Raw genomic sequence first — 17,568 nt, 5'->3', positions numbered from 1 at the left:
TTGATAAATCAACCTGATTAAATAAAACCGCTCGCATTATTGCGAGCGGTTTTGTTTTTGGGCGAGATAAAATCTACCAGCCTATTGGTGCACCTTATCGACACCCGATGAACGACCTTCGGCGTGGCAGATGGCGCAGGATTCTTGCCCAGCTTGGTAAATTCGCCCTCCGCTGGCATCGCTTTGATAAACCCCACCAAAGCCACGTGCATGAACCACTAAGCTATCTGTTTGTGTATGGCAGGCGGCGCAGGTTGCCAAGGTTGGCGAATACTCGGCAATTTGACCATTGTTGACCGCATCGGGTGCGGCAACTAACAGGGATTGCTCTGCACTCAGTCCCGCGAGATCCAGTTGCCCAGCGCTATGGCAAACACTGCAGTTGTTTTTCGCATTAGGGTAGGTGAGTTCTGGGCGTGGGTTGTCAAAACCGACGACAGTACGGGTTCCTGCGTGCAGTGAATGCACTAACTCCCTGTAGCTCAAGGTATTGTTGATGGTGCGATAGGGCTTGATTTGGTCGGCACCTGGAGTATGCATTATGCCTGCATTGAGATACATGATTGCATCATTGCTGTGGCAGCTTTGACATTGTCCATCTGTTAGCGCGGTTGCGGTTTGCGGTGCATGACAAGTGCCGCAGCTGCTAGTGGGCTCAAAAATCCCCCTCATTTGATGCGCCGACAGAACTCTATCCTCTAAGCCTTGATCATGACATTGGCGACAAGCCTTTTCATCGACCTTAGCCTTTGTCGTAACCGTTTGACCTTGCAGGGTGAGCGTATTCAACGCGCTGAGGTTCACATTGTGATTGGCGATATTACAGTCAACGGCAAAGCCAGTGTTTTTATCGGCGCAGAGCACCAATTTAGTGTAGAGCTTAGATTGGCTTAGATCGCCAAAGTCCGTTGTCGACAAGTTAGATATAGTGACCGTTAACTGATTCGGCGCCGTGATATTTAAGGCAACATCGCTCGTGTTTGCCAATAAATCCCACACTTTACGCTGGCCATTATTGACTGGCATGTTGGCGTGATTGGTTTCACCCGCGGCAATTAACCAGAAAGATTTAATCATGGCTTGAGTCGCGGGGAGTTGCTCCAATTGCTGCACTTGCAGTGTGACGACTAGAGTTTGCGCCTCAACACTGAGCTGCGAGCTCAGTAACTTAATTTGGTAATCGCTCGCCAGTTTAGCGGCCGTGTTCACTGCGGCATTGTGAAATAGCCCCACACCTTGGGGATTATTGCTATCGGGGTGACAGCCACTACAGCTGAGTGCCCATGGCTTGGCAAAAATATCCCTATTATGGAATAACCCCGCGACAGTGCCATTCCAGTCGGCGGGAATTTGCGCTTTATGGCAGTTAAGGCAGGCGGTTTTACTGGGGATATTGTAATTGCTGCTTTGCGCCGCTGCGTCAGCGATATGACATTGCTGGCACTGCTTCATGTCGCCGGGAAAGGTCACATTGGAGAAGTCATATAACTGTCCCTTGTGGCCGACGATTTGATATTTAGCTTGGTGGATCTGGTGCGTCAATGTCGCCATATCTAAGCTGTTACCGGTTTCAGGATCGCCAGAATAAGTCGTGTGACACACCACGCAGCCCTCAAAGGCAAAACGTTTACTGCCGTGCATCAAAAGGCGGGTATCGGCATTGGCCAAATCGGCATTATGGCAACTAAAACAGGCTTGCTCAGGTGCGATAACTTTGCGGCCCATGTCCGCTGCGACGGTTTGCCCCGTGGCGGGAACAAAGTCGTATACGCTGTTGATCAACTGAGTGTCGATTGGGCTATTGGCTAACGGTTTGAGTTCTAGGTAAATCCTGTGGGTCAGTTCTGGCGTGTATTGGGTATCGAGCCCCGAAAATTGCGGGTATGCCGTCAGAGTTTTGCTAAAGGTATAACGGTATAGACCTGCGCCTAACGAGGTTAAACACGTCGTTTTACAGCTGCTTTCTATGCCCGCTTGGAATTGTGTTACGGCATTGGTTTGGGCATTGGTCGCGGGTTCCACTTGGTTGTTGATGTAGCTGGTCCATTGCAATGCGGTATCTGTCGTACTGGCGGTCTCACTCGTTGTGACAGCGCTATTCTGCGCCGCAGCGTCAGCTGTGGCTTGAGTGATGTGATAGTGCGCCTGCGGCGGTGCAAGCTTGGCGATACCAAGGCCTAAGGTGTCGAGCTCCTTAAGGTTTTCTAGTCCAGTGACGGCAATGCCATTGGCGTTACTGAGAAAGAAATCGACCTGCACTTGAGTTTGCGCATCGATAGCGACTTTTTCGATTGTCGCTTTAAGAGTATCGGCCTGTTCTATGCTGATACTCACAATTCCAGGTGGGCCTTCTTTACCCTCTTCACCATCGGAACAGGCGGTCATCAGACAGACTGCAACAACAATTGGCGTAAAGATTTTCCATTGAGAACGGGTATTCGTGTTCATCATTTTCCATTCCTTTTTAATTAGATTCTGTCGGGACTCTAATCGGAATGTATGCGTTTTAGATATTAACTGAGTTATGCATTGAGTGGCAGTTAATTAATCGCTTTTAAACCTTTTCGATTAATTATATTGAAGTAATTTGAATTGAAGCATTATTTTGATTTTCGATATATTTAATTGTTGATTCTTAAAAGCGTTAGTCAGACACAAGTCGTGTAACTTGATCTAATACTGCCCCAATTTGGGTAAGTGTGACGCAGACGTAAAATAATAATAGATATTACTCTAGCATAAATTGTCGGGAATCAAAGTGTATGCATATTTTAATTATATTGCTTTGACTAATAAAGGATCGAATATGATTACCAGAAGAGGAATACTTAAAAGCAGTATGGGCGTTGCTGTCGGTACTGTATATCACGGGACACTGATTAGCTTTCTTACCGGTTGTGGCAGCGACAATGACAGTCAGGAAGTCGTAGAAGTCATGGCCGGTGGTTTAATGGTGGTCAACCCTGTGGTGTGTGTGAGCTGTCGACGCTGCGAGATTGCCTGCAGCTGGAACCACGAGGGCGACAGTAGTCCAACGCTGGCGCGCGTAAAAGTCGAACATAACATGAACTTCGGCCCGCATGGCATGCAATTCAACTATCACATACAGCATGGCGAATGCGGTGATGGCACCATAATTCCTGCCACTTGCCGCCAATGTGAAGTTTGTACACAAGTGTGCCCGCAACAGGCTATTTCAACCAACCCGCTAACCGGCGCCAAAGTGGTTGATGAAGAACTCTGTGTTGGATGTGGTTATTGTGCTGATAAATGTCCGCAGCAAGTGATTAAAGTCGTCCGCAGTAAAATGAAAGCCGTGAAATGCGATTTATGCAATGGCCAGCCTGCTTGTGCTCAAGTTTGTCCTACTGGGGCAATTAAATTTTATCCTTGGGATGAAGCCGAAGCTGCATTAGAACAATATGAAAAATATACCGGCTTAGTTTCTTGAATCGAGGTGAAATATGATGAGTAATATAATTGGTGGTTGGGCAGGAAAAGTCCTTAGAGTTAATTTAACGACAAATACGATTTCGTATGATCCCATAGAAAAATATTATGACTATATTGGTGGTATGGGTATTGGCTATAAAATATTGTGGGATGGTCATAAGGACAATATAAAGGCAATCGATCCTGAGAATATTATTGTCTTCTCTGCGGGGCCATTAACGGGTTCAGGCGTGATTTGTACTGGACGAACAACGATTACTTCCCGTAGTCCGGTGATTGAAAAACACCTTATTGCCGACGGTCACTTTGGTGGCCATTTTTCACCTGCAATGAAATTTGCCGGCTTCGATGCGATTGCAATTGAAGGCAAAGCGGCGAGCCCTGTGTGGCTAAAAATTGTCGATGACAAGGTCACCTTAGAACCCGCCGATGCACTATGGGGCAAAGGCATATTCGATACCCACGCCATGATAGCGCAAATGATGGGCCCCAATGCACAAGTGGCGGCCATTGGCCAAGCGGGTGAAAACCAAGTGCCTCTGTCTGTCATCATGACTCAGGGCGGACATTCTGCGGGTGGTCATGGCTCAGTTATGGGCTCAAAAAATTGTAAAGGGATCGGCATTATCGGTACCGGCGCCGTTAAAATTGCCGCCAATAATGAAAAGATGCGTGCTTTAGATGACCATATTTTAGGGATTATCGGCGCCAATAATAATGGTGTGGTGCCTTCGACGCCGCAATCTTGGGCCGAGTACTCAGCCCCTATCAGTCGCTGGAAATCACGACCTAGCCTTAAGTGGGGCGCCGCTGATCAAGAAATTGATTTAGGCGAAGTGCCTTGGAATGAGCGTAACCGTATTGGATTTCGTACTTCGATGGCCGAAAGTTACATAGGCGTCGAATATGCCAACAAGTGGATGAAGCGCACTGGCGGTTGCCATTCATGCCCAATACGTTGTTTCTGCGAGCTTAAAGTCCCTGAACTGAAGAGTAAATATGGTCGTAAGACCGAGCATATTGCCAACGTCTGTATGGGATTCCTCGTGCCTCAGTATTTGATGGGCACCACAAACGGCTCTGAAGCACATGCGATGGCGGGAGCTTTGGGGGCACAGATCCTCGATGACTACGGCATTTGGTGTAACTATGGTTTGATTTCTCATATCTTTAAGTTTTTAAAAACACACGATATGTTCAAAGATTTACTGCCAGAAGAGGAATACAACAGCATTCCTTGGGCGCTTTGGGATAATCAAGATCCTGCCTTCTTAATTGATTTCTATCGCCGCATTGCCTACAAAGAAGGCGAGATTTCCCATATGGCGGATGGATTGTATGACTTAATCGCGCGTTGGGGCTTAGATGGCACAAACCCCGCATTAGGGTATTGGGACATACATAAAGAGAGTAAAACCAAGGTCTTTAACCGAAAAACCAACGCCGCCGTGCACCATGCGAGTGAAACTGCAGGTCAGGTGGGCACCTTAATCAACGTCGTCTTTAACCGCGATGCCCAGTGCCATTCCCACATCAACATCGTTAACAGTGGGTTACCCCACGATATGACAGTCGCTATCGCCGAGAAAAAATGGGGCGAGGGCGCCTTTGATAAGGTGCAGTGGTATACCCCGATTAATGCCGCTAAGGTTCGTTTCGCTAAGTGGTCTTTAGTGAAAAACGTGCTGCATGACTCGCTGACATTGTGTAATTGGATGTTCCCGCTTTTGGCATCGCCCGATAAGAACCGTAATTATGAAGGCGATAGCACCATAGAATCGCAAATGTTCAGCCTAGTTACAGGGATTGAAACCAGTGAAACTGAGTTAGATTTCAAGGCGGAAAGAGTCTTGCATCTGCACCGCGCCTTAACCATGTTGCAGATGAATGAGGGCAATATGCGTGAAGAGCACGATGTGCTCAGTGACTGGGTTTACGATATGGACCCAGACAAAAATTTTGGTGAAGAGGGCACCATCAAGATGGACCGCGCCGACATGCAAACCTCGCTGGACATGTTCTACGAAGCCTTTGGTTGGGACATTCAAACAGGAGCGCCAACGCGGGCCACACTCGACAAGTTTAGTCTGGGCTTTGTCGCCGACAAATTAGCGGCGCGAGGTTTACTACCCGCTTGAAAACTCTAGTTGGGCACTATGATTGGCGCTATGACTGGACACTATGAGTGAACACTGTGACTGGACATTATGAGTGAAAAAATGATTGAACTCGTCGGTTATATCCGAGTATTTAGCCAACACGGACGTTTAGTCACGGCGGAGCAAATTGCCGCCGTGGCTGGGTTGGACTGGGATAATAAGCAAACGGTTGCGGGTTATATTCAGCTAATCCTCAATGAGGCTTATGCGGATGTGCAGATGCGCTTGTCGGATAAGCGGCATTTTTTCTATTCCGACAAAAGTATCGTTGAGCGTTATGCCGAGCAATGGTTAGCACTGGAGCGCGGTGATGCATTTGAGGCCATCATTGCTCAAATTCGCCGCAATAGTTGCCGCCATACTGAGGTGTATCAGGAGAGCGTGCTGACTTTTGCCCCCTATCTTTATGATGGGCCCCAATTAGCTAATGTGCGTGAGCAATTGCCGCAGCAGCTTGGGGCGGAAGATATCCATTATGCCGTGGATAAACAGGGCAAAGGTTACTATTACTCGACTCAAGGACTGAGCCACAGCTATGCCGCAGTCCTCGCCAATTACGATCCCTGTGAATGGTCAAACTGACATTAAGCTGACTAAGTTGAGCTATTGATCAACACTGATAAGTGTTGATCAACCTTGGATCTGTATCGATAAGCGCCTGCGGGCGCTTTTTTATTGATGACGGGAAATGTGGACAGATGGCATGCCGATGATGTTATAACGAAAAAAACGATTGAGCTAAGCCCAAGCTGTAACTGTGGTCTTAATAACGCCAATGCTTGAGCATAGGATCAGCTTGTCAGTGTTTGGGTGTATTTTTTGACTATCGCATCAATCTTGCCATTGGCTTTTAGGGTCGCAATCGCTTGATTGATGGCAGGCAGCAAATCGGCATGTTCCTTACGTAACCTAAACACTAAGTCCCCATCGGAATGCACCGCCGCAAGGGCGACAGGGATCCGCAACTGAGTCGACCAATACAAGGCTGGATAATTACCGGAAATAATCGCATCGACTCTGTGTTTATCTAAGGCTTTGACTAACTCTTGCTCAGAGGTAAAGTCGGCACGGATAAAGTCCTTATCGTCGTGGTATAAATAACCGCGCACAGTCCCGATTTGTTTACCTTTTATCTGGTCGATATCCTTATATTTACTGACATTTTCAGGCAGGGTGACCACATATTCGGTGATTTGCATTATGGGGGCGGATTTGACAAACAGCGGCCCCAAATCCTGCTTTTCAAACCAACTCGGGCTGACGATATCAAAGTCGAGTTGACCGGTTTCCAGTGCGTTATTAGTGCGCTTTGGCGGCAGGGTGAGGATTTCACCGTCGATTTTAGCGAGGGATAAAATCATCGGGATAAGCTCAGTGATCATCCCCGGCGCCTCTGCTTGGTCGCCGATAAAATACGGATACCAAGAATAGGAGCCAGTGATATTGTATTTGAGCTGCTCCGCATAGGCGTGTGGTTGAGTAAAGCAAAGGGCGAACAAGGCAAATCGAACTAAGTGTTTATACTGCAAACATCGCTTAACCATATTGCTTTTATCCTTGTTATCTCTGCTTTAGCCAAGGCCTATCCGATGGCCATTCTACCTAAACTGTGTGAATAAATTGTTTATTGGGTCACAATCAGTCACATCAGCCATAGTTAAACAGTTTTCACCTTTACGCCATTACACTTTACGCTATGGCGCCTAAGCCAATAGCTGACACAGGGCTGGCTGCTGATTATGCGGAAAAATTTGGTAGGTTTTATGGTGCTTAACCAAGCTGGTTTTCTTATTGCCTTGGCTCAGTAATAACCCATGGGATAGGGCGATACGCGTTAGTGTCTGTTCATCGGCGCGGACATATAAGTTGATTGGTTTGACCAACTGATTATCTTGAATATGTTGATTAAATTCTTTTGCATCAATTACTAAGCTAGATTGACCATCACCATCGAGTTTGAGCTTGGCGCTGATTTCAGTGTCAGTAAAGACTAACCATTCGGCTTGCTTTAAGGTTGCTATCATGGCATTTAATGCCGTACCCAAAGCTTGCTCCGATGTCTCAACTGTTTGATATTGATGCACAATCCTTTCTAGTAAACGCTTGAGTTCGGCGCCCGCACCTTGGCTGCGAGCCAAACGTATCCAAGCCGTGAGATCGTCGGCTACTAATTTAGAAAAGCGTTTTTCCTTTAAGGACTCGACCATCCAATTACACAAAAAATGACTTTCCTGCGCGGAGGTGCGCTGGGCTTTCTTGGTCTGTGCTGAAGCGGTTAAATCGGCAAGACCCGCAAGGGCGAGTTCGAGCACAGCTTGGTTATAGGTTTGAGAATTCATTATGACTCCGCCGCGGGCTGAAGTGATGTTATCTATTTGAACTTGGACGATATTGATTGCGGCGGAGCTAGTTTAGCAAAGCGGTCGTTAAACCGATATTTATTCTTGCGATCCCACCAAACTCGCGGCGGTTAAAATCAGCTTTGGCGCGGGCCTCACTTTGTAGTTAGGGTTGATATATTGAAAATGAATCAAACCTTTGTCGTCGCTGATATAAATGGCGGGTACAGGTAAGACTAAACGTTTGGCACCTTCTGGGGTGATCCATAAAGGATTCTCGAGATTAAGGCGTGCGGTATAAGTTTCAGTCACCTTTTCGCTAGTGTAAAAAGCTAAACCAAAGGCTTGGGATGCCAGCATTTTTTCATCGGAAAGTAGCAGATATTTAAGTTCATTTTTTGCCGCCGAAGCCTTAAGTTGAGCTGGTGTATCGGGTGAAATCCCCACTAACTGAAAGCCCATTTTTAATAACTCAGGTTCAATGGCTTTTAGTTGTCCCATTTGATTGTTACAAAATGGGCACCAGCCACCACGGTAAAAGAAGAAAATGGTTGGTTTTTGTGCGGTTAATTTTGCTAAATCAACGCTTTGGCCATTCATATCTTGTAAGGTAATTGCGGGAATTTGTTCGCCATTGAGCAGTGGGCTAACCGAATATTCATCCTTAGCGATAGGTTGAGCTAGTGTGGTAAAACTGCCAAGCAGTAGGCTGGTGGTCAGTAAAAAGCGCTGTAGTAGGGACGGCATAAGTAATCTCTCTTTGTTATGGGTTATTCTATTAATTCAAGCGATTGGCTCTGGTTTGTACGCTTGTTGGGGCGTGAATGGGGAAGACTGTTATAAGAACGGCGAATGCTGCAATTTATTGCAGTGTGTATCCAGATTAAGTGGTGTTTTTAAAGCAATGCAGCTCAATCACCCAAAAGCTCGTTTTAGTCTCATATAAGTCAATGGTGTGAACCGATAATGTGGGCTAATTGAGTGAGCTAATCGAGTCAGCAGCTCGAGTGAGCTAAGGTGGGGCGCCGAACGCGAAAGTGATAATATTGCCACAGCCTTGAAAGGCTGAAGTGATGTTTGGTAATTTTTTCAATAGGAAAGTGGTAAATGGATAAGGGATTATTTAAGGCGTTAAAGAAAGTCTATTATAAAAAGTCGTACCGCAAAGACGAGCATGGTTATCAACAAAGAATCGATAATGGCGATGTGTTTGATGTCGATACGGGAACTAATATCTACTCCTATCAAGGCCTATCTGATACCGAAATCGCATTGATTGAACAGAGTGGCTATCCGGTCAATAACAGGGTTAAGCTAAGCCATGATGAGGCCGTTCTTGCCTATAAAAAACTACTCCTAGAGCCTAATTTGTCACTGGAAAATCTGTTGGCGGCCTATTTATGTGGTTTTTCAAGTTTCCCGCGCGGTCGTCAACCCATTCTCAGCTATCTGTTTGCGAAGGCGCTACCAGAACATTCGATGGCAACCGCTAATGATATTTGTCCTGTGTGTTCCATCAAGCGCGTTAACTGGATTGAGCAGGGGCAAAAAATCTTTTCCTGTTACGCTGGCAGTGTGTGGAACGAGCGCTGGGCGCACAACCTCATAGAATTACAAGAATTTTGTACGCTATCGCCTTGTAAACCCAATGCAGAGGATGTGGCCATCTTCAGTGCATTAATTGAAGCTATCCGTCAGGCTCCTTTAGATGAAACACCCGGAAAACTCGAGCAAAGGGTGAAGAAAGCCAAGATTATCCCCAATTTTAATAAGTACAGTTTCCGTGGCCAACTGATGGTGTTAGCTGAGCTTGGCATCATGCCAAATTCCTATGTTGAGCCGCTTTATGAAGCGTTTACGCCATTTGAGGAGATCTGCAATATCAAATACCCGGGCAGTATTCGCTCTGACATCATCTTACCGCTTGCGGGCTGGCGCGGCGAAAATCCCATTGATGAGCAAAGGCTTAAACAGTTATTTGGTGGTTTTTTGGAATAAGTGATCGGCCTCAGTTCCGTGGGTTAAGTATTGTGCAAATGAGGTAGGGGATAACTTGCCGATTGAGTCCGTCACAGAGTTCGGACTGAGATAAGCCATCTTTAGAGCGAGTCACTCTTATAGCCTATGGCTTGTAGCTCATTAATTCGGCTCAATAAAAAAGCGTCCCTTGGGACGCTTTTTTGCTTTAATAACGAGACTGGATAGGCGAGGTGCATTGCCTATGTTAGTTGTTTATTTCAGCTTTTTCGCTTTGCTAGGTGCTTGACCCACCTTCATTTTTACGCGGCGGCCTTGCATGTTTTTCTCAGCAGTAACTTGAGCGCCAACATTGTCGGTTCTTTGTTGCTTCTTGGCAAAGCTACGGCGGGTTTGCAATTGCTTTAATAGCAATTCGCGGCTGCCCACTTCATAACCTGGCACAGTGACACGGCGAATTTGTTGACCGATCAGTTTTTCGATATCGGCTAAGGTACGTTCTTCTTCGCGGCTCACAAATGAAATGGCTACGCCAGTTTTACCCGCACGGCCTGTACGACCGATACGGTGGACATAGTCTTCGGCGAGGAAAGGTAAGTCATAGTTGACTACGTATTCAAGGCTTGGAATATCCAGACCACGGGCGGCAACTTCGGTGGCAACCAGTACGCGGACATCACCTGCAACAAACTCACGCAGGGCGCGGCGACGACTGCCTTGGCCTTTATCACCGTGGACTACTTCAGATGGGATGCCATCTAAATTTAATTCTTTGACTAGCGTATCGGCGGCTTCACGGGTCGCAGTAAATACCAAGACCTGTTGCCAGTTTTTCTTGCCGATAAGCTCAGAAAGCAGTTCGCGTTTACGGCGTTGTTCAACCGGATAAACCACTTGGCTAACCGTATCGGCCGTCGTGTTTTGCTTATCAACGCTGATCACTTGCGGTTTAACCATCATATCGTTGGCGAGTTTTTTCACCGCACTTGAGAAAGTGGCCGAGAACAACAGGTTTTGACGCTTCTTATTTACCGCTTGAAGGAGCTTTTGGATATCGGCGCTAAAGCCCATGTCTAACATACGGTCGGCTTCGTCTAGGACTAAAAAGTCGACGTTCGACAGGCTTAAGTTACAGGCGGTAAGGTGCTCAAGTAAGCGACCTGGGGTGGCAACAATCACATCGGCGCCGCGTTTCAGCTTTTGCGCTTGTGTTTCTATCTTTACGCCACCATAAATGGTTAACACGCTGAAGTTTAAGTACTTGCAGTAAGCCGTAACGTTGTCAGCCACTTGAGCCGCAAGCTCACGGGTCGGCGTAAGGATTAATACGCGGGCATTCGACTTTAACGTTTCGCTTGGATTTTCAACCATCTTTTGCAGGATCGGCAGCGCGAAAGCGGCGGTTTTACCCGTACCGGTTTGGGCACTGGCTAAGACATCTTGGCCGCGGCGGATAGCAGGTATCGCTTGCTGCTGAATAGGCGTCATTTGTTGATAACCGCAATCTGAGATAGCGCGCAAAATCTCGGGGGAAAAACTAAAAGATTCAAATCTCATTTTGGATTCCTATCGTTCACTTATTCAAACATTCAAGCACCGCGAGCCTCTATTATTTACTCGACTAAGGAGAGAGGCGTGCCGACTGGCTCATTCTTCCACACAGATTTTATAAGAAAAATGGCGGGCGCGGAGTATAGCAAAAATTTCGGTTAAAACCTGAACTTTTTAGTGTTTTGGCATTTTATCTGCATCATTTTATCGCCAAGAGATAAAAGCCTTAGCGACGGCTCAGGCGGGATAGGGCCAATTCTGCAAGCACTGGGTTGGATCAGTACTGGATTGAGTATGCTCTTAGTAGAGTATGATTTAAGGTTGAGTGACGGCTGGCGGAAAGAACGGGCTAAAATAACGCGATAGAAAAATGCCGCAGTTTTGGCTGCGGCATTTTATATCTTGCTTATGACTAACCGAAGGTGCGTCTCAAGCCGAGGGCTTTCTCGGCATTATGCTTAAGCAGATGGGCTGCATCACCAATCAGATGGGTCGCGGCCAAGTTCTCCGCGCTTGAATGGGTGATGGAGTGTATGTTGCTGGCAATCTCATTAACAACTTGACGCTGTTGATCCGCTGCGACCGCATTTTGCTGGGCAAAGGTGTGGATATCACTCACTTCTTGGTAAATGGTATTCACATTGTCGGCGGATAGTTGGATGTCGCTAGCGCAGCGCTCCGCGTGTTGGCGGCTTTGTTCCATTTCTTTGGCCCATGCGTTGAGCATAGTGAACATCTTATCGACACTTTTTGAAATACTGTTGGTCGACAGTTGGGTTCGGCTCGACAGCGCGCGCACTTCATCGGCGACCACGGCAAACCCACGGCCTTGTTCACCCGCACGGGCAGCTTCAATGGCCGCATTGAGGGCGAGAAGATTGGTTTGCTCGGCGATGGAGTCAATTTCGCCCATCGCATTAGCAACTTGCTCGGCTTCTTTATTCAATTGATGGGCATTGTTAGCGGCATCGGCAACAGACTTGGCCAGTTGTTCCACTTTTTGAGTATTGGCCTTCATATTGGCGCTGCTTTTAAGGCAGAGATCGTAGGCGGTATTGATGCTGGTGGACGTGAGATGGGTATTCTGCGCCACTTCTGTGATGGTTGAACTCATTTCTTCCATCGCGCCAGAGAGCTGTTCTAACTGACTTTTCTCTTGATCTAGGCTGACATAGGTTTGCTCGGTCGCGACCACTAATTGATCGGCAATCGCGTGCAATTGATTGGCTTGATCTTGTGTGCGCCCCAGTACGCCATTCATTTTGGCTTGCAGCATGATGAGCTGGAAATCGAGGATAGAAGACGTATCGGCACCCGAGTAGATGTAACGACTGATAGAGTCGTATTTGGTTTGCATTTCAATCAGTTTAGCGGGAATGCGAAAGGCCTCATCGTAGAATATAGCCAAGTTTAAACTCATCAAAACCGCCCCCGCGATAATCACGCCCCAGCCCCAAAAGTAGCCTGCGATCAGTAAGCCTGTTGAGGCGACAACCGCCGAGAGGATACGTTTTTGCATTAAGCTTAAGGGCTTAGAAATGGATTTATCCAGTTTAAGTCTTTGGTATATCTCATTTGCTTTGCTGACGTAGGCGGCCTGAGGCTGAATACGTACCGATTGATAACCGACAATGGTGCCGTTTTCAAACAATGGCGAGACAAAGGCATCGACCCAATAGAAGCCACCATTTTTGCAGCGGTTTTTCACTATGCCGCGCCAAGATTGGCCCGACTTAAGCTTTTCCCACATTTCTTTAAAGGCGGCGCTCGGCATATCGGGATGACGAACCATATTGTGGGCACTGCCGACTAACTCTTGGGCGCTATAGCCTGAGACTTCGGCAAAACGGGCATTAACGTAAGTGATAACACCGCGAGTGTCGGTGGTGGAAATGAGTTCGTCCTGTGGTGTTAAGCGAATTTCTTGATCTGATCTCTGTGCATTCAGTGTTCTGTTGGCAGATGCGTTACTCTGGCTCATTTAGTGTGTCCATTCAGGGCCGATATGGTTTATTGGGGTTCAGTGTCGCGGTGTTAGGCGCTAATTTTCTTGCGCTTACTCTCATTGGGGTAAGCTTGTTATGTGATAAGACTATCATTTTTGTATGGGTATAGGAGAGCGCTTTTTGATGGCTCACCTATGAAAATCAATCGTTCGTTGTATTTATAAGCTATTGCAAAATATAAAAATTTTAAGTAGTGCGAATACAGAATTAAACGAGCGTTTATCCTGCTGAAACGTAAATTTCAGTATTTTGTATAGGGTTATTTTTCCTCAGATATTGAGTGGATATTAGACGCTCATGTTATCGACTAAATCTGCTCGGCGATATTGGACTAATGTCGTTGATTCGGTTGCCATATCGCGGCATTCATTCGGGCGCTTTATTCGTCTTAGTCTATTCTTTAATGGGCAACAAACTATGACTTGCTGAGTGTGTGATTTATCTGGTTTTGCCTCAGTTTTGTCATCTCATTCTCACCCTTTAGTTCATTAGCTTAGGTTCATAAGTTCAGCTTCATTAGCTCCTAGCGGGAATGCAACATAAGAGGATTTTCCCATGGCGATATCACTTAGACGTGGCGTAGCTAAATTGGCTACCACGTCCTTGGGGACAGCAGCGGCACTGCCCCATTGGCGACGTTTGATTTTTGAACGTCTATTTGGCTTTCTTGCGCTTCTCTGCGTGCCCGTATATATCACCAGCGTGTATTTATGTGTCATCGCCGATCTTTGGTCTATGGTGGTATTCGATACGCTGGCTTATCTTTTTTTACTATTTTTGCTGTATTTTCCTAAGCTTGCTGATAGCACGCGTTTTGGCTGTGGCTGCTTCTTGGGGTTTGCTATTGGCGTTGGTTTTTTGATTGCGATTGGTCCATCGGGTGCGGGGTTCTTCTGGTTATATATCTTTGCGCCATTAGTTGGCATTTTCTTAGGAAGTCGCGCGAGCTTATATGCCCAATATTTAAATGGGCTGAGTCTGGTACTGATTGGGCTTGCCTATCACTTTGGCTGGTTAAACTGGCCTGATATTCACGGTTACAGTTTGGGTATTTGGGCCGTTGTCGTGGTCAATTTTATTGTAACCAATGCCATGTTGACCCTAACCATCACTTACTTATTAGGTAAGTTGGCGGATTCACTCGATTCAACCTTAGCCTCACGCCAAGCGACTGTATTAGGGTTAGCCAAACTTGCCGAATACAGAGACAACGAAACGGGCGCGCACTTACTACGTATGCGGCAGTATTCAAAAATGCTCGCGGCGCAGCGACTGCAGGCCGACAATCCACCGGCTGAATTGAACGATGATTTTATTCAAGATATTAGTCTATCGGCCATTTTGCACGACATAGGTAAAGTTGGTATTGCCGATGCGATTCTGCTCAAACCGGGTAAATTAACCCCGCAGGAGTTTGAGCAGATCAAAGCCCACCCTGTGATTGGTGGCCAAGTGTTACGCAGTTTGTTGGAATATGCGCCCCAATGTACTTTTATTCAGATGGGCCAAGATATTGCTTCGGGTCACCATGAAAAGTGGGATGGTAGTGGTTACCCCTTAGGGTTGAAAGGTGAGGATATTCCGCTTTCGGCGCGCATCGTTGCCTTGGTGGATGTCTATGATGCGCTGACTTCGCCGCGATGTTATAAGCGACCCTTTAGCCACCAAGAAGCTATCGATTTAATGATTGAAGGCAAAGGTAAGCATTTCGATCCTGAATTAGTTGATTGTTTTATGGCAATTCATCAGGAGTTTGAAGTGTTATCTAAGGCATCGCTGGATGATGCTTATCAGCCTATGGCGCAGCCCACTATGGTTTAGCGACTCGTGTTTTTAATCATGTTTGAAATAGAAATCGTGTTTTGAAACCATGTCCTGAAAGCATACTATTGAAATAGGACTAGGCTTGAAAGTACAGAAGCAGTGCTAAAAAAACGCCCAAGGCTTATAGCCTTGGGCGTTTTATTTTGTAGCATATAACGGATTTAGAAGATGATTTAAATGACGACTTAAATCGCTACTTATCCGCAGGAGTGCTAAATCGCTCTAAATCGCTTTAGTTACTTGCGTTAACCACGCGAGTTCATCACCGGACATCAGCGGCGAAAGTGTATTAAACACTTGCTGATGGTAAGCATTGAACCAGTCGATTTCCCCTTGCGTTAGCAAGCTCTTATCGATTAGGCGGGCATCCATAGGGATCATAGTCAGTGCATCGAACTCATACATCTCACGCTCAGCGCCTTTCAGTGCTTCACAGTGTTGCACTACGACTAAGTTTTCTAAGCGAATGCCAAAACTCTCAGCGCGGTAGTAACCCGGCTCGTTGGAAAGCACCATACCGGGCATCAGTGCGATACCGTTGACATTTTTACCTATGCGCTGCGGACCTTCGTGCACACTTAAAAAGTGACCCACGCCATGGCCAGTGCCGTGGTCGTAATCAAAGCCATGTTGCCATAAATACTGGCGGGCGAATGCATCGAGTTGCTGGCCTGAAGTGCCTTTAGGGAAGCGAGCTTGGTCTAGCGCGATATGGCCTTTTAGCACTAGCGTGACCATTTTTTTATGTTCATCAGTGACTTTGCCAATCGCAATAGTACGGGTCACATCTGTGGTGCCATCGATATATTGCGCGCCAGAATCCACTAAGTAGATGCTGTCCATCGTCATCATCGCTGGTGTGCCATTGTTGTGATTGTAATGGCACATGGCGGCATTGGGGCCGGCTGCAGAAATGGTGTCGAAACTTGGCTCGCGATAGCGCTCATCTTGCAGGCGGAAGCTCTCTAATTTATCGGCAAGTGTGGCTTCATCGTGCATACGCTTGGCGGCGACTTCGGCATCTAACCATGCAAGGAAGCGGCTCACAGCAACGCCATCACGAATGTGACAAGCGCGCATTCCGGCAAGTTCTGAGGGATTTTTCTGCGCTTTAGGCAAAGAAACGGGATCAATGCCAGCAATCAATTTAGCACCCGCTTCACGGGCGAGGTTTTGTGCCCAAGCGTTAGCTGAGTTTGGATCGGCAAGCAGTTTAACGCCTGATAAACTCGCCAGCGTATCGGCGAGGGACGCTTCACTTTTAAAGCTAACGCCTGCACCGACATGCTCCTCAATGCCGTCAGGGAGTTTGCTTAAATCGGTAAACAGCTGCATATCGCCATTAGCATGAAGCAGGGCACTGCCGAGCACGACAGGCAGACGCGGAATATCGTTACCGCGAATGTTTAATAGCCAGCAGAAAGAATCTAACGCGGCAATCAAAGCAACGTCCCCACCGGCTTTTTTCATTAAGGCGCCAATTTCAGTACGTTTTTGCAGACTGGTTTTACCGGCACTCTCGTTACTGAATAACGTGATTGGCGCACTTGATGGTGCGGGGCGATCCTGCCAATGCAAATCGATAGGATTTTGCTCAACCGCCACTAATTCAATTTGGGCTTTGCTTAAGGTTGCTTTGGCATTTTCATACCAAGCTAAAGTATGTAAGCGTGCATCGAAGCCAACGCGAGATCCCGCTGGCAGCGTGTCACATAACCATTCAATTTGTGGTGTATCGGTCAGGCTTTCATAGCTGAAAAGTGCGGCATCCACTTGCAGACGAACTTGAACCGTATAACGGCCGTCGGTAAAGATAGCGGCTTTATCTTTCAATACGATAGCCATACCTGCCGAGCCAGTGAAGTTGGTTGCCCAGTACAAACGTTCGTTATGTTCTGGCACATATTCGCCCAGATACTCGTCGGCGCGGGGAATGATAAAAGCATCGAGATTGGCGGAAGATAATTCGCTGCGAATGGCACCGAGGCGGCTGGCGATAGAATGTGACATATGGGCTCCAAGTGAGACTGGCACGCTGTGCGAGTCGGTAGGCAAAGCTTGCCTAAGGATAAGTAGGTCTATGTTGATTTGAGTTCTAACCAGCTCGGATTATCGCAAGCCTAACGCGCGAGATGCAAGCGGAGCGAATAAAGGATTTTGTATACAATCGTGAATTTGTGCTGACGGTGATGAGCAAGCTAAGTGTTTTACCCTTAATTTATTTGTGTGATTCTTAGCATAAAACCTGAGTAAAACAAA

Annotated in this window: 12 protein-coding genes; 5 read left to right on the top strand and 7 right to left on the bottom strand. The window is 46.9% G+C overall.

The features are described from left to right. Positions 1 to 81 precede the first annotated feature (81 nt). The gene (locus tag Q4Q50_RS09830) at positions 82 to 2,451 is read right to left on the bottom strand and encodes an OmcA/MtrC family decaheme c-type cytochrome (protein WP_311899184.1); all 2,370 of its coding nucleotides are present in this window, start codon (positions 2,449 to 2,451) and stop codon (positions 82 to 84) included. Positions 2,452 to 2,806: 355 nt separating this feature from the next. On the opposite strand from Q4Q50_RS09830, the gene Q4Q50_RS09825 reads away from it, so the two are divergent. The 3 genes from Q4Q50_RS09825 to Q4Q50_RS09815 all read left to right on the top strand — a co-directional run bounded on the left by Q4Q50_RS09825 (position 2,807) and on the right by Q4Q50_RS09815 (position 6,194). After that, positions 2,807 to 3,451, top strand: a complete 645-nt coding sequence (locus Q4Q50_RS09825; RefSeq protein ID WP_006085762.1) for a 4Fe-4S dicluster domain-containing protein — start codon at positions 2,807 to 2,809, stop codon at positions 3,449 to 3,451. A 16-nt stretch (positions 3,452 to 3,467) separates the two neighbouring features. Further along, the gene (locus Q4Q50_RS09820; protein WP_311899183.1) at positions 3,468 to 5,591 is read left to right on the top strand and encodes an aldehyde ferredoxin oxidoreductase; all 2,124 of its coding nucleotides are present in this window, start codon (positions 3,468 to 3,470) and stop codon (positions 5,589 to 5,591) included. A gap of 81 nt (positions 5,592 to 5,672) precedes the next feature. Further along, positions 5,673 to 6,194, top strand: coding sequence for a YdhW C-terminal domain-containing protein (locus Q4Q50_RS09815; RefSeq protein ID WP_311899182.1), 522 nt, complete (start codon positions 5,673 to 5,675; stop codon positions 6,192 to 6,194). 209 nt (positions 6,195 to 6,403) lie between these two features. On the opposite strand, the gene Q4Q50_RS09810 is transcribed toward Q4Q50_RS09815, so the two are convergent. From Q4Q50_RS09810 to Q4Q50_RS09800, 3 genes are all read right to left on the bottom strand, one after another. After that, entirely contained in the window at positions 6,404 to 7,156 is a 753-nt protein-coding gene (locus tag Q4Q50_RS09810; protein WP_006082582.1) for a substrate-binding periplasmic protein, read from the bottom strand. Positions 7,157 to 7,315: 159 nt separating this feature from the next. Continuing rightward, the gene (locus Q4Q50_RS09805) at positions 7,316 to 7,951 is read right to left on the bottom strand and encodes a DUF2913 family protein (protein WP_311899181.1); all 636 of its coding nucleotides are present in this window, start codon (positions 7,949 to 7,951) and stop codon (positions 7,316 to 7,318) included. Positions 7,952 to 8,050: 99 nt separating this feature from the next. Then, the gene (locus Q4Q50_RS09800) at positions 8,051 to 8,698 is read right to left on the bottom strand and encodes a peroxiredoxin-like family protein (protein ID WP_311899180.1); all 648 of its coding nucleotides are present in this window, start codon (positions 8,696 to 8,698) and stop codon (positions 8,051 to 8,053) included. Positions 8,699 to 9,058: 360 nt separating this feature from the next. Between Q4Q50_RS09800 and Q4Q50_RS09795 the strand changes: the two genes are divergently transcribed. Next, positions 9,059 to 9,949 carry a hypothetical protein gene (locus Q4Q50_RS09795; protein WP_311899179.1) on the top strand — a complete coding sequence of 297 codons (891 nt, stop codon included), beginning with the start codon at positions 9,059 to 9,061 and terminating at the stop codon, positions 9,947 to 9,949. Positions 9,950 to 10,183: 234 nt separating this feature from the next. Here the strand turns inward: Q4Q50_RS09795 and Q4Q50_RS09790 are convergent, their stop codons facing one another. Both Q4Q50_RS09790 and Q4Q50_RS09785 read right to left on the bottom strand, forming a co-directional pair. After that, complete coding sequence (locus Q4Q50_RS09790; RefSeq protein WP_311899178.1) at positions 10,184 to 11,485, bottom strand: DEAD/DEAH box helicase; 1,302 nt, start codon at positions 11,483 to 11,485, stop codon at positions 10,184 to 10,186. 406 nt (positions 11,486 to 11,891) lie between these two features. Continuing rightward, positions 11,892 to 13,460: a methyl-accepting chemotaxis protein gene (locus Q4Q50_RS09785; RefSeq protein ID WP_259562213.1), complete on the bottom strand. Its 1,569-nt coding sequence runs from the start codon at positions 13,458 to 13,460 to the stop codon at positions 11,892 to 11,894. Between the two features lie 580 nt (positions 13,461 to 14,040). Here Q4Q50_RS09785 and Q4Q50_RS09780 point away from each other — a divergent pair. Beyond that, a complete protein-coding gene (locus tag Q4Q50_RS09780) occupies positions 14,041 to 15,306 on the top strand; it encodes an HD-GYP domain-containing protein (RefSeq protein WP_311899177.1) in 1,266 nt (421 codons plus the stop codon). A 225-nt stretch (positions 15,307 to 15,531) separates the two neighbouring features. Here Q4Q50_RS09780 and Q4Q50_RS09775 read toward each other — a convergent pair whose 3' ends face one another. Then, a complete protein-coding gene (locus Q4Q50_RS09775; RefSeq protein WP_311899176.1) occupies positions 15,532 to 17,319 on the bottom strand; it encodes an aminopeptidase P family protein in 1,788 nt (595 codons plus the stop codon). Between the last annotated feature and the right edge of the window lie 249 nt (positions 17,320 to 17,568).

The sequence above is a fragment of the Shewanella scandinavica genome (assembly GCF_031932065.1).
Classification (GTDB): Bacteria; Pseudomonadota; Gammaproteobacteria; order Enterobacterales; family Shewanellaceae; genus Shewanella; species Shewanella baltica.
The sequence above is the reverse complement of the archived record's forward strand: the minus strand, read 5'-3'. Positions and strand labels throughout refer to the sequence as shown.

Coding starts and splice junctions, on each gene's coding strand:
- Q4Q50_RS09830 (WP_311899184.1), bottom strand. CDS start 2,451: ATGATGAACACGAATACCCGTTCTCAATGGAAAATCTTTACGCCAATT.
- Q4Q50_RS09825 (WP_006085762.1), top strand. CDS start 2,807: ATGATTACCAGAAGAGGAATACTTAAAAGCAGTATGGGCGTTGCTGTC.
- Q4Q50_RS09820 (WP_311899183.1), top strand. CDS start 3,468: ATGAGTAATATAATTGGTGGTTGGGCAGGAAAAGTCCTTAGAGTTAAT.
- Q4Q50_RS09815 (WP_311899182.1), top strand. CDS start 5,673: ATGATTGAACTCGTCGGTTATATCCGAGTATTTAGCCAACACGGACGT.
- Q4Q50_RS09810 (WP_006082582.1), bottom strand. CDS start 7,156: ATGGTTAAGCGATGTTTGCAGTATAAACACTTAGTTCGATTTGCCTTG.
- Q4Q50_RS09805 (WP_311899181.1), bottom strand. CDS start 7,951: ATGAATTCTCAAACCTATAACCAAGCTGTGCTCGAACTCGCCCTTGCG.
- Q4Q50_RS09800 (WP_311899180.1), bottom strand. CDS start 8,698: ATGCCGTCCCTACTACAGCGCTTTTTACTGACCACCAGCCTACTGCTT.
- Q4Q50_RS09795 (WP_311899179.1), top strand. CDS start 9,059: ATGGATAAGGGATTATTTAAGGCGTTAAAGAAAGTCTATTATAAAAAG.
- Q4Q50_RS09790 (WP_311899178.1), bottom strand. CDS start 11,485: ATGAGATTTGAATCTTTTAGTTTTTCCCCCGAGATTTTGCGCGCTATC.
- Q4Q50_RS09785 (WP_259562213.1), bottom strand. CDS start 13,460: ATGAGCCAGAGTAACGCATCTGCCAACAGAACACTGAATGCACAGAGA.
- Q4Q50_RS09780 (WP_311899177.1), top strand. CDS start 14,041: ATGGCGATATCACTTAGACGTGGCGTAGCTAAATTGGCTACCACGTCC.
- Q4Q50_RS09775 (WP_311899176.1), bottom strand. CDS start 17,319: ATGTCACATTCTATCGCCAGCCGCCTCGGTGCCATTCGCAGCGAATTA.